Source organism: Variovorax sp. 01T432 (assembly GCF_056398605.1).
This window is the reverse complement of record NZ_JBFTPS010000036.1, coordinates 61,467-72,824: the sequence shown is the minus strand read 5'-3', so window position 1 is coordinate 72,824 and position 11,358 is coordinate 61,467. Positions and strand designations below refer to the sequence as shown.

Annotated in this window: 10 protein-coding genes; 9 read left to right on the top strand and 1 reads right to left on the bottom strand. The window is 67.6% G+C overall.

What is annotated here, in order from left to right:
• Positions 1-171 precede the first annotated feature (171 nt).
• Positions 172-369 (top strand): hypothetical protein, encoded by a 198-nt coding sequence (locus tag AC1DNF_RS24055; RefSeq protein ID WP_478151156.1) that lies wholly within the window; start codon positions 172-174, stop codon positions 367-369.
• Positions 370-1,400: 1,031 nt separating this feature from the next.
• On the opposite strand, the gene recQ is transcribed toward AC1DNF_RS24055, so the two are convergent.
• Complete coding sequence (recQ, locus tag AC1DNF_RS24050; protein WP_478151155.1) at positions 1,401-3,464, bottom strand: DNA helicase RecQ; 2,064 nt, start codon at positions 3,462-3,464, stop codon at positions 1,401-1,403.
• Here recQ and AC1DNF_RS24045 point away from each other — a divergent pair.
• The 8 genes from AC1DNF_RS24045 to hutU all read left to right on the top strand — a co-directional run bounded on the left by AC1DNF_RS24045 (position 3,463) and on the right by hutU (position 11,357).
• On the top strand, positions 3,463-3,951 hold the full coding sequence (locus AC1DNF_RS24045; protein ID WP_478151158.1) for an EscU/YscU/HrcU family type III secretion system export apparatus switch protein: 489 nt from the start codon (positions 3,463-3,465) through the stop codon (positions 3,949-3,951). The genes recQ and AC1DNF_RS24045 overlap by 2 nt on opposite strands.
• 21 nt (positions 3,952-3,972) lie before the next feature.
• Entirely contained in the window at positions 3,973-4,224 is a 252-nt protein-coding gene (locus tag AC1DNF_RS24040) for a hypothetical protein (protein ID WP_478151154.1), read from the top strand.
• Positions 4,225-4,572: 348 nt separating this feature from the next.
• On the top strand, positions 4,573-5,538 hold the full coding sequence (locus AC1DNF_RS24035) for an ABC transporter substrate-binding protein (RefSeq protein WP_478151153.1): 966 nt from the start codon (positions 4,573-4,575) through the stop codon (positions 5,536-5,538).
• A 9-nt stretch (positions 5,539-5,547) separates the two neighbouring features.
• Complete coding sequence (locus AC1DNF_RS24030; protein ID WP_478151152.1) at positions 5,548-6,423, top strand: ABC transporter permease; 876 nt, start codon at positions 5,548-5,550, stop codon at positions 6,421-6,423.
• Positions 6,420-7,202 (top strand): ABC transporter ATP-binding protein, encoded by a 783-nt coding sequence (locus AC1DNF_RS24025; RefSeq protein ID WP_478151151.1) that lies wholly within the window; start codon positions 6,420-6,422, stop codon positions 7,200-7,202. The genes AC1DNF_RS24030 and AC1DNF_RS24025 overlap by 4 nt, the downstream gene beginning before the upstream one ends.
• A 1-nt stretch (position 7,203) precedes the next feature.
• Positions 7,204-7,986: a histidine utilization repressor gene (gene hutC, locus AC1DNF_RS24020; protein ID WP_478151150.1), complete on the top strand. Its 783-nt coding sequence runs from the start codon at positions 7,204-7,206 to the stop codon at positions 7,984-7,986.
• Positions 7,987-8,054: 68 nt separating this feature from the next.
• Positions 8,055-9,608 carry a histidine ammonia-lyase gene (gene hutH, locus AC1DNF_RS24015; protein WP_478151149.1) on the top strand — a complete coding sequence of 518 codons (1,554 nt, stop codon included), beginning with the start codon at positions 8,055-8,057 and terminating at the stop codon, positions 9,606-9,608.
• A gap of 24 nt (positions 9,609-9,632) precedes the next feature.
• Positions 9,633-11,357, top strand: coding sequence for a urocanate hydratase (hutU, locus tag AC1DNF_RS24010; RefSeq protein WP_478151148.1), 1,725 nt, complete (start codon positions 9,633-9,635; stop codon positions 11,355-11,357).
• Position 11,358: the final 1 nt, after the last annotated feature.

Here is an 11,358-nt window from a genome sequence, read left to right as displayed (position 1 = left end):
GTCGATCAAGGCCAGCAACGCTATGAAGAGCAGCAGCGCGAGCGATCTATCGCCGCACTCAAGCGCCGCGCCGCCGCGCTTGGCTTCCAGATCACTCAGACGCCGGTTGTCGCATGAATGCCCGCGTCTTCAGTTTTGTTTCTTGAGAGCTTAACAGTCTATGCGGCGGCAATGAAGGGCAGGCAGGCGCTTGTCGCCGCGCCGACAGGCGTCGCTGGAGGGGAGGTCTTCACCCACGAGCAGTACGAACAAGCACTGGCTCGGGCCCGAACTCAACCCGCCGCCGACGCCGTGGCCCTGATGAAGAGCATCATCGGCTTGTCCAACTGGAGCGAGCTGCAGCACAACGCGACACGGTGGCCATGCTAGCCGCGGCGGCCAACTTCATTCCGGTCTACGGCCAGATCCTCTCGGCGGTGATCACGCTGGCCTTCTGCCTCCAGAGCCAGTCTGAGAGTTCATCTCGCACGGATTACTGTGGAGAGCGGGAGTATGGAGAAGCGCGTATGGCTCGCTGTCGTGCACCGCTTCGCAGATGCCCTGAATTGCCGCGTCCAGGTCAAGAGCTGGCCCCCGCACGGGTCCGCATTTCGAATTTGGCTCCCTCTTTCGTCCTCCACCAAGCCTGAGGTGAGAGTGCTCTCTGTCATGAAGCATCGACTGCGGGCTATCTACTTTCGGTCGCGGACAGGCCTGTATCGTCTGCTCGGCGCGAAGCTAGCGACGCCACTGCGCCGCGTGATGCAGACGGCCTATTGCTCGTGCGGTCAACATCTTGGCGATTCGAATTACTGCGCCTACGGCTCCGGCACGCTTCTCCGCCCGGGCCTCTGCCGTCGATGGTCAGTGGCGCCCCACGACGGCACAACGATAGTGGAGATCATCGCAACAAACGAAACTGAGGCCATCAGTTAAGCGCCTCGGGGGAAATGAGGCGTTCGCTATGGGCGCCGAGGTAGACCATGGGCGTCACGGTGGCGGAGGTCACCTGGATGGCCAAGAACTGGCGCTTTGCATATCGCCGATGCCCCCGCTGTCACGTTCTTGATCTGCCGCTTGAACTTCGGCTGATTCGCCGTAAGTTCGGCAGTTCGGGCGATTTGATCCTGACTGATAATGAAATGATGTTGTCGGCTGAAGGGTGTGACGTCGTCAGCTGTGGTCATCAAGTTCCGTCGGTGATGAGACGAGGGGTGGACAGTACTTCCGCTGAGCCTCCGACGCTCCAGAAGTCGGATCGTCTGCCGAATGCAGCGGTACCCTGTCAGATTTCGTAGGACGTTGGCGTCCAGGAACGCGGCCAACGCGGTGCGTTCCTCCATCGGAGGATTGAAGCATCCCGCCACACTCGCGTGAATATGCAGCTCTTCATGGTTCCGGAAGGAGACTCGCCGGGCTCCTCAAAACGCCGCGCAAAACCTCAGCACATCCTCGCCATACGCTTCCAGCTTCTTGCTCCCGATGCCGCTGATGCCTTGCAGGTCTTCCAGCGTGGCCGGCGCGCGCTCGGCGATGGCGGCCAGTGTCGCGTCATGGAAGATCACGTAGGCCGGCAGGTTGTGCTCGCGCGCGACCTCGGCGCGCCAGCCCTTGAGCGCGGCGAAGCGCGCCTGGCCGCGCGTGTCGAGCGTGGCGGCCGCGGGCGAGGGCGCGCCGCGCGAGGCCTTCTCGCGCCGGGGCTTGCGATCGGCCGGCGACGACACCGATTCGCGCAGCATCACCTTCGTCTCGCCCTTGAGCACCGCGCGCGAGCCGTCGGTGAGCTGCAGCGTGTTGTAGGCCTGCGCGTCGACCGCGAGCGCGCCGGTCGCGATCAGCTGGCGCAGCACGCCGCGCAGCTGCACCTCGCTGAACTCGCTGCCGATGCCGAAGGTGCTGAGCGAGGCATGCCCGAACTGCGTAATCTTCTCGGTCGTCCTGCCGCGCAGGATGTCCATGATGTGGCCCGCGCCGAAGCTGATCCCGCTCTGCTGCTGCACCCGGTAGATGGTCGAGAGCAGCTTGCGCGCCGCATCCGTCCCGTCCCACACCTGGGGCGGTGTGAGGCAGTTGTCGCAATTGCCGCAAGGCGTGCTGTGCTCGCCGAAATATCCCAGCAGCCGCACGCGCCGGCAGTCGCTCGCCTCGGCCAGCGACAGCAGCGCATCGAGCTTGCCGCGCATCACCTGCTTGAAGTCCTCGCCGGCCGGGCTCTCGTCGATCATCCGGCGCTGGTTGACCACGTCCTGCAGGCCATAGGCCATCCAGGCGTGGGCGGGCGCGCCGTCGCGGCCGCCGCGACCGGTCTCCTGGTAGTAGCCCTCGATGTTCTTCGGCATGTCCAGGTGCGCGACAAAGCGCACGTCCGGCTTGTCGATGCCCATGCCGAAGGCGATGGTCGCGACCACCACGATGCCCTCGTCGCGCAGAAAACGGTCCTGGTTCCTCTGCCGCACCGAAGCATCCAGGCCCGCGTGATAGGGCAGGGCGTTGACGCCGGCGTCGCACAGCGTGACCGCCACCTCCTCCACGCGCTTCCGCGACTGGCAATAGACCACGCCCGCATCCCCCTCGTGCTCGCGCTCGATGAAGCGCAGCAGCTGCGTCACCGCCTCCTTCTTCTCGACGATGGTATAGCGGATGTTGGGCCGGTCGAAGCTGGAGACGAATTGCCGGGCCTCCTCCAGCTGCAGCCGCTCGACGATGTCGGCGCGCGTCAGCGCATCGGCCGTGGCGGTGAGGGCGATGCGCGGCACGCCGGCATAGCGCTCGTGCAACACCGTCAGCGCCCGGTACTCGGGCCGGAAGTCGTGGCCCCACTGGCTCACGCAATGCGCCTCGTCGATCGCGAAGAGCGCGAGCTTACCGCGCTCCCTGAGCGAGTCGAGCTGCGAAAGGAAGCGCGGCGTCGTCACGCGCTCGGGCGCGGCATAGAGCAGGGTGATCTCGCCGCGCAGCATGCGGCGCTCCACGTCTTGGGTCTGCTCCCAGTCGAGCGTGGAATTGAGGAAGGCGGCATCGACACCGGCCTCGTGCAGCGCGCCGACCTGGTCGTGCATCAGCGCGATCAGGGGCGACACCACCACCGTCACGCCATGGCCCGCCCGCTGGCGTGCGATGGCCGGGATCTGATAGCAGAGGGATTTGCCGCCGCCCGTGGGCATCAGTACTAGCGCATCGCCGCCGGCTACGACGTGGTCGACGATCGCCTGCTGGGGCCCTCGGAAGCGTGGGTAGCCGAAGACCTCGTTGAGGATCAGCTCGGGCGCGGTAGCAAGGGATTCGGAAGCCTGGGTGGACAAGGGATGCGCGTGCTGGAACACGATTTCTGATGAGGTGGGGGCGTCGCGCGCACCTCCCGTGCGCGTCGCAGCCATTGTCTCCGAAGCCGACTTCGCCCGGGCGCGCGGGGCTTCGCGAACGCGGACCGGCATGGCCGCGCCGTGGCCGTAGCCTTCGGTCTCCACCCCCTCGTGCGCCGCCATTCACCCGAGCGCGCCCCGACGTGTCCGAGAAGACCGAAAGCCGACGCCGCAGAAGCTCGAGAGGGCGCGCAAGAACGGCCAGACAGTCGCCGCCCTGACGGCCTTCGCCAGCGTGCTGCCGGCACTCGCGTTCGCCTCGGGCTGGATGGCCGATCGGCTCAAGGGCATGCTGAGCATCGCGCTGTCGTCCGTGCCTTCGGCCCAGCCGCAACAGTGGATGACGGGCCTGGCGATGCAGTTCTTTCTCCTGGCGCTCTGCCTGGTCCTGCCGCTGACGGCAGTGTCGGTGCTCGGCGGCATCGTGGGCATGGGGATGCAGGTCGGCCTGCGCATCAGCTTCAAGGCGCTCACGCCGACGTTCAACTCGCTCAACCCGGCCAACGGCATCAAGAAGGGGGGGGCCTGGAAGTCGCTGCTGGAGGGGCTGCAGCTGCGGACCAGCGTCATCGCCGTGCTGGTGGCGTACGAGCTTCGGCCGCCCGCCTAGTACCGCTCGCTCTACAGCTACATGGTGGCGAACCTGGCCGATCCGACGCTGACGGTGTGTGCCCTGGCCGCGCGCGCGGGCGTGACCGAACGCGCCCTGCAGTCCGCCTTCAAGGCCTACCTGGGCAGGACGCCGTCGGAACTCAGGCATGGTGCCCGGCTGGCGCGGGGCCGCCTGGACATGCTCGACGATACGGGCCGAGCGGTCTCGGCCACCGAGGTCGGCCGCCGCAGGGGAATCTCGCGCCTGTCGAAGCCTCTCTCCGCGAGTTGATAGCCTCGACCCTGGCGCACCCCCGGATCTACCCCTAGGTGTCGGACGATCTCAGCCCGCCGCTTGGTGGCCATCAGCAAGCCGTGATCCGGTGGCGCAAGATTGGCATGGCCCTTGCTCATACTCCGCCGCTTTCCTGCTTCGCCTATCCTGTCTAGACAGCTTCTGGTGCACGGTCTGCCGACCGCGCACCAGGGGCGTGCATCACCGCCTCCTCATTGAGGCGACTGTCTGGGGTTAACCTGTATATACAGGGTCGGCGCGGAGGAAGAAACTCGGCGCCGCTGAGGGCTGACGGTGGGCAGCGCGGCGAGCCGGACATTTTTGAAACACAACAGGAGAACCTTGATGGTCAAGACGGTCGGAAAAATCGCCTCGCTGGTCGCGGCGGGTGTGTGCTTCGCGGGCATGGCGGCAAGCGCCGGCGCCCAGGAAACCAAGATCGTGCTCGGCATGTCCGGCTGGACCGGCTTCGCGCCGCTCACGCTGGCCGACAAGGCCGGCATCTTCAAGAAGAACGGCCTGGACGTCGAACTCAAGATGATCCCGCAGAAGGACCGCCACCTGGCGCTGGCCTCCGGCTCGATCCAGTGCGCGGCCACCACGGTCGAGACGCACGTGGCATGGAACGCCAACGGCGTGCCCATCGTGCAGATTTTCCAGATGGACAAGTCCTACGGCGCCGACGGCCTGGCCGTGCGCAACGACATCAAGGGCTTCGCGGACCTGAAGGGCAAGGCCATCGGCGTCAGCGCGCCCGGCACCTCGCCCTACTTCGGTCTGGCCTGGATGCTCAACAAGAACGGCATGACGATGAAGGACGTGAAGCTGGTCTCGCTCGAGCCCCAGCCCGCCGCCCAGGCTTTCGTCGCCGGCCAGAACGACGCCGCGATGACCTACGAGCCCTACCTCTCGACCGTGCGCGCCAACCCGAGCGCCGGAAAGATCCTCGCCACCACGCTCGACTACCCGATGGTGATGGACACCGTCGGCTGCGCCCCCACCTGGCTCAAGACCAATGCCAAGGCGGCGCAGGCGCTGGCCAATTCGTACTTCGAGGCGCTCGACATGATCAAGGCCGATCCGGCCAAGTCCAACGAGATCATGGGCGCCGCGGTCAAGCAGACTGGCGAGCAGTTCGCCAAGTCCTCGGCCTACCTGCGCTGGTCGGACAAGGCGGGCAATCAGAAGTTCTTCGCCGAGGACATCCTGCCCTTCATGAAGGATGCGCAGGCGATCCTGCTGGAGGCCGGCGTCATCCGCAAGGTGCCGGACGACCTGGCCGCGACCTTCGACACGCGCTACATCAAGTAAGAGCCCGCCATGGACGCGACGCCCGTCATGAATTCATCCAAGCCGGTGAAAGAGCCAGCGAGTCTTGCCGGGCCGCTCGCGTCCGTGGCGCCGCCGCGGCAGCGCCGCGCGCTGGCGCCGCTCGAACCCGTCGGCGCCCGCGCGCGCTGGCTGCTGGGCCTTGGCTTCTTCGTGCTGTTCGTCGCCGTCTGGGCCTTCTTCACGCTCGGCGGCTTCGTGTCGCCGACCTTCCTGGCGAGCCCCGCCACGATGGTGAAGGAAGGCGTGCTGCTCTTCACCGAATACAACTTCCTCCACGACATCGGCATGACCGTGTGGCGGGTGTTCGGCGGCTTCGTGCTGGCCGCCATCGTCGCGGTGCCGCTGGGCATCGCAATGGGCACGTGGAAGAGTGTCGAGGCCTTCTTCGAGCCCTTCGTCTCCTTCTGCCGCTATCTGCCGGCCTCGGCCTTCATTCCGCTTCTGATCCTGTGGGCCGGCATCGGCGAGGCGCAGAAGCTGCTGGTGATCTTCATCGGCTCGGTGTTCCAGGTCACGCTGATGGTGGCCGTCACCGTCGGCGGCGCCCGGCGCGACCTGGTCGAGGCGGCCTACACGCTGGGCGCGAGCAGCCGCGGCATCGTCGCGCGCGTGCTGATCCCCGGCGCGGCGCCGGGCATCGCCGAAACGCTGCGGCTGGTGCTGGGCTGGGCCTGGACCTACGTGATCGTGGCGGAGCTCATCGGCTCGTCCTCGGGCATCGGCCACATGATCACCGACAGCCAGGCGCTGCTCAACACCGGGCAGATCATCTTCGGGATCATCGTGATCGGGATCATCGGGCTCATCTCGGACTTCGCATTCAAGGCACTCAACCGCCGCCTCTTCGCGTGGAGCACGCTGTGAACAGCCAACTGTCCATCCGCGGCGTGTCCCGCACCTTCACCGGCACCAAGGGCCAGCGCACGCAGGCGCTGCTGCCCATCGACTTCGAGGTGCGGGAGAACGATTTCGTGACCATCCTCGGCCCCTCGGGCTGCGGCAAGTCGACGCTGCTGCGCATCGTGGCGGGGCTCGACTATCCGAGCGAAGGCCGCGTGCTGCTCGACGGCCAGACCATCGAGGGCCCGGGCGCCGACCGGGGCGTAGTGTTCCAGAGCTACACGCTCTTCCCCTGGCTCACCATCGCGCAGAACATCCGCTTCGGCCTGCGCGAGCGCGGCATGAGCGAGGCCGACCAGAAGGAGCGCAGCGACTACTTCATCGCCAAGGTCGGCCTGCGCGGCTTCGAGAACCACTACCCCAAGCAGCTGTCGGGCGGCATGCAGCAGCGCACCGCCATCGCGCGCGCGCTCGCCAACGACCCGAAGATGCTGCTGCTCGACGAGCCCTTCGGCGCGCTCGACAACCAGACGCGCGTGCTGATGCAGGAGCTGCTGCTGGGCATCTGGGAGTCGGCCCGCAAGACGGTGCTGTTCGTCACGCACGACATCGACGAAGCCATCTTCATGGCCAATCGCGTGGCGGTGTTCAGCGCGAGGCCGGGCCGCATCAAGACCGAGATCGCGGTCGACTTCCCGCATCCGCGCCACTACACGATCAAGACCTCGCCGCAGTTCATGGAAATCAAGGCCCGGCTGACGGAGGAAATCCGCGCCGAGTCCATGGCATCGGCGGACCACTGACATGAGTGCCGTCCCCCTTCGCAAAGCCGGCGACGCGCGCAAGGCCGCGAGCCCGGCCCAGCCCGCGATGGCCCTGTACGAGCAGGTCAAGGCCTTCATCACGCACAAGATCCAGGACGGCTCCTGGCCGGCGGGCCACCGCCTGCCGTCGGAGAGCGAACTCGTCGCGCAGTTCGGCATCGCGCGCATGACGGTCAACCGCGCGCTGCGCGAGCTGGTGGAGCAGGGCCGCATCGTGCGCGTGGCCGGCGTGGGCAGCTTCGTGGCCGAGAACAAGCCGCAATCGACCCTGCTTCAGATCGCCAACATCGCCAGCGAGATCCGCGTGCGCGGGCACGACTACCGCTGCGAGTTCCTGGTGGCCGAGCGCATCGCGGCCTCGCCCGACGTGGCGGTGTGGCTGGACCTGCGGCCCGGCGAATCGGTCTTCCACACGGTGTGCCTGCATCTGGAGAACGAGATCCCGGTGCAGCTCGAAGACCGCTACGTCAATCCGCGCGTAGTACCGGCCTTCCTGGACCAGGACTTCTCCACCATCTCGCCCAGCGAGTACCTGGTGCGCAACGTGCCCTTCGACCAGATCGAGCATGTGGTCGATGCCGTGCTGCCGACCGCCGAGCAGGCCGAGCGCCTGGCCATGCCGGTCACTGACCCGTGCCTGCTGTTGACGCGCCGGACCTGGACGCGCACGCAGCCCGTGACGATGGTGCGCTGCCTGCACCCCGCCTCGCGCTACCGGCTGGGCAGCCGCTTCCGCGCCGACGGCAATCCTTCGTTCGGCTAGTCCGCGCGCCACCGATTCGAGCGAGATCAGCTTTGCGACGCAGCCCCTTGTATAGACAGGATCAACCCATGGACAACACATCCCTCGCAGCCACCGCGCCGATCGTGCTGACGCCCGGCGAAGTCGATCTGGCCAGCTTGCGCCGGATCCACGCCGGCGGCGCGCCGATCGCACTGCACTCGTCGGCGCGCGCCGGTCTTCTGGCGGCCCAGGCCACCGTGCGCCGCATCGTGGACGCGGGCGAGGTGGTCTACGGCATCAACACCGGCTTCGGCAAGCTGGCGCAGACCATCATTCCCCATGCGCGCCTGGCGGAGCTCCAGCGCAACCTCGTGCTCTCGCACAGCGCCGGCACGGGCGAGCCGCTCGCGGCCGGGGTGGTGCGGCTGGTGCTCGCGACCAAGGCCGTGAGCCTGGCGCGCGGGCACTCCGGCGTGCGGCCCGAGATCGTCGATGCGCTTCTGGCGCTGTGCAACGCCGGCATGCTGCCGCGCATTCCGTCCAAGGGCTCGGTCGGCGCCTCGGGCGATCTGGCGCCGCTGGCGCACCTGGCCTGCGTGCTGATCGGCGAGGGCGAGGCCACGACGCCGGAGGGCGAGATCATCGGCGGCGCGGAGGCGCTGCGCCGCGTCGGCTTCGTGCCCTTCGTGCTGGGCCCGAAGGAAGGGCTGGCGCTGCTCAACGGCACGCAGGTCTCGACCGCGCTCTCGCTGGCCGGCCTGTTCGGCGCCGAGGACGTGTTCGCCGCGGCGCTGATGGCGGGCGCGCTGTCGCTGGAGGCGATCCAGGGCTCGATCAAGCCGTTCGATGCGCGCATCCACGCCGCGCGCGGCCAGCCGGGCCAGATCGCGGTGGCCGCCGCCGTGCGCGCGCTGCTCGAAGGCAGCGAGATCATCCCTTCGCACGCCGATTGCGGCCGCGTGCAGGACCCGTATTCGGTGCGTTGCATACCGCAGGTGATGGGCGCCTGCCTCGACAACCTCGCGCATGCCGCGCGCGTGCTGTGCATCGAGGCCAATGCCGCCTCCGACAACCCCCTGGTATTCGACAACGGAGACGTGATCTCGGGCGGCAACTTCCACGCCGAGCCGGTGGCTTTCGCGGCCGACATCATCGCGCTGGCGGTGAGCGAGATCGGCGCCATCTCGGAACGCCGCATGGCGCTGCTGCTCGACAGCGGGCTCTCGGGGCTGGCGCCTTTCCTGGTGCGCGACGGCGGCGTCAACTCCGGCTTCATGATCGCGCAGGTCACGGCCGCGGCGCTGGCATCGGAGAACAAGTCGCTTGCGCATCCGGCGAGCGTCGACAGCCTGCCGACATCCGCCAACCAGGAGGACCATGTGTCGATGGCCACCTTCGCCGGACGCCGGCTGGCCGACATGGTCGAGAACACCGCCGTGGTCGTCGGCATCGAGGCCATGGCGGCGGCGCAGGGCATCGAACTCAAGCGCGGCCCGAAATCCTCCCCGCTGCTCGAAGCCGAATTCGCCGCCATCCGCGAGCGCGTCGCCTTCATCGAGCAGGACCGCTTCCTCGCGCCCTCCATCGAGGCCATGCGCCAGTGGGCGCGCCAGGGCCGCTGGCCCGAGCCCGTGCAGGCGATCCTGCCGAGCCATTCCTGAAATCACTGTCGAAAGGACTCCGCCATGAACGCACCCGACAAATTCCTCGCTCCCAAGTCCGACCCCCGCCATGACCCGAGCCGGGTGATCCGCGCTCCGCGCGGCAGCACGCTGAGCTGCAGGAGCTGGCTCACCGAAGCGCCGTTTCGCATGCTGCAGAACAACCTCGATCCCGAGGTGGCCGAGCGTCCGCAGGACCTGGTGGTCTACGGCGGCATCGGCCGCGCCGCGCGCGACTGGGCCTGCTTCGACCAGATCCTGGCGAGCCTGAAGGAACTGAAGGACGACGAGACGCTGCTGGTGCAGTCGGGCAAGCCGGTGGGCGTGTTCAGGACGCACGAGAACGCGCCGCGCGTGCTGATCGCGAACTCGAACCTCGTGCCCAAGTGGGCGACCTGGGAGCACTTCAGCGAGCTCGACCGCAAGGGCCTCATGATGTACGGCCAGATGACGGCCGGCAGCTGGATCTACATCGGCAGCCAGGGCATCGTGCAAGGCACCTTCGAGACCTTCGTCGAGGCCGGCCGCCAGCACTACAACGACGATCTCTCGGGCAAGTGGATCCTCACCGCCGGCCTCGGCGGCATGGGCGGCGCGCAGCCGCTGGCCGCCACGCTGGCCGGCGCGGCCTCGCTCAACATCGAGTGCCAGCAGGCCAGTATCGACTTCCGCCTGCGCACGCGCTACCTCGACAAGCAGGCCAAGGACATCGACGAGGCGCTGGCGCTCATCCGGCATCACACCGAACGCAAGGAGGCGGTGTCGATCGGCCTGCTGGGCAACGCCGCCGAGGTGCTGCCGGAACTGGTCAGGCGCGCGAAGGCGGGCGGCATCAAGCCCGACCTCGTGACCGACCAGACCTCCGCGCACGACCTCGCCAGCGGCTACCTGCCGCTGGGCTGGACGCTCGCGCGCTGGGAAGCCGCCAAGGCCGACGCCACGCAGCATCCGACCCTGCGCCAGGCGGCGGCGAAGTCATGCGCCGTGCACGTGCAGGCCATGCTCGACTTCCAGGCGATGGGCATTCCGACCGTGGACTACGGCAACAACATCCGCCAGGTGGCCTTCGACGAAGGCGTGAAGAATGCCTTCGACTTCCCCGGCTTCGTGCCGGCCTACATCCGGCCGCTCTTCTGCGAGGGCAAGGGGCCGTTCCGCTGGGTCGCGCTCTCGGGCGATCCCGAGGACATCTACAAGACCGACGCCAAGATCAAGGAACTCTTTCCGGAGAACACGCATACGCACCGCTGGCTGGACATGGCGCGCGAGCGCATCGCCTTCCAGGGTCTGCCGGCGCGCATCTGCTGGCTCGGCCTCGGCGAGCGCCACCGGGCGGGCCTGGCGTTCAACGAGATGGTGAAGTCCGGCGAGTTGAAGGCCCCGATCGTCATCGGCCGCGACCACCTGGACACCGGCTCGGTCGCCAGCCCCAACCGCGAGACCGAATCCATGAAGGACGGCAGCGATGCGGTGTCCGACTGGCCGCTGCTCAACGCGCTGCTCAACACCGCGGGCGGCGCGACCTGGGTCAGCCTGCACCACGGCGGCGGGGTCGGCATGGGCTATTCGCAGCATTCGGGCGTGGTGATCGTCTGCGACGGCACCGACGCGGCGGCCAGGCGCATCGAGCGCGTCCTGTGGAACGACCCGGCCACCGGCGTGATGCGCCATGCGGATGCCGGCTACGAGGCCGCGATCGCCGCGGCGAAGAAGCACGCCCTCAACCTCCCCATGATCAACAAGGCTTGAC

Excerpts from the sequence above, each read along its gene's own strand:
- AC1DNF_RS24055 (WP_478151156.1), top strand. The coding sequence starts at position 172 with ATGAAGGGCAGGCAGGCGCTTGTCGCCGCGCCGACAGGCGTCGCTGGA.
- recQ (WP_478151155.1), bottom strand. The coding sequence starts at position 3,464 with ATGGCGGCGCACGAGGGGGTGGAGACCGAAGGCTACGGCCACGGCGCG.
- AC1DNF_RS24040 (WP_478151154.1), top strand. The coding sequence starts at position 3,973 with ATGGTGGCGAACCTGGCCGATCCGACGCTGACGGTGTGTGCCCTGGCC.
- AC1DNF_RS24035 (WP_478151153.1), top strand. The coding sequence starts at position 4,573 with ATGGTCAAGACGGTCGGAAAAATCGCCTCGCTGGTCGCGGCGGGTGTG.
- AC1DNF_RS24030 (WP_478151152.1), top strand. The coding sequence starts at position 5,548 with ATGGACGCGACGCCCGTCATGAATTCATCCAAGCCGGTGAAAGAGCCA.
- hutC (WP_478151150.1), top strand. The coding sequence starts at position 7,204 with ATGAGTGCCGTCCCCCTTCGCAAAGCCGGCGACGCGCGCAAGGCCGCG.
- hutH (WP_478151149.1), top strand. The coding sequence starts at position 8,055 with ATGGACAACACATCCCTCGCAGCCACCGCGCCGATCGTGCTGACGCCC.
- hutU (WP_478151148.1), top strand. The coding sequence starts at position 9,633 with ATGAACGCACCCGACAAATTCCTCGCTCCCAAGTCCGACCCCCGCCAT.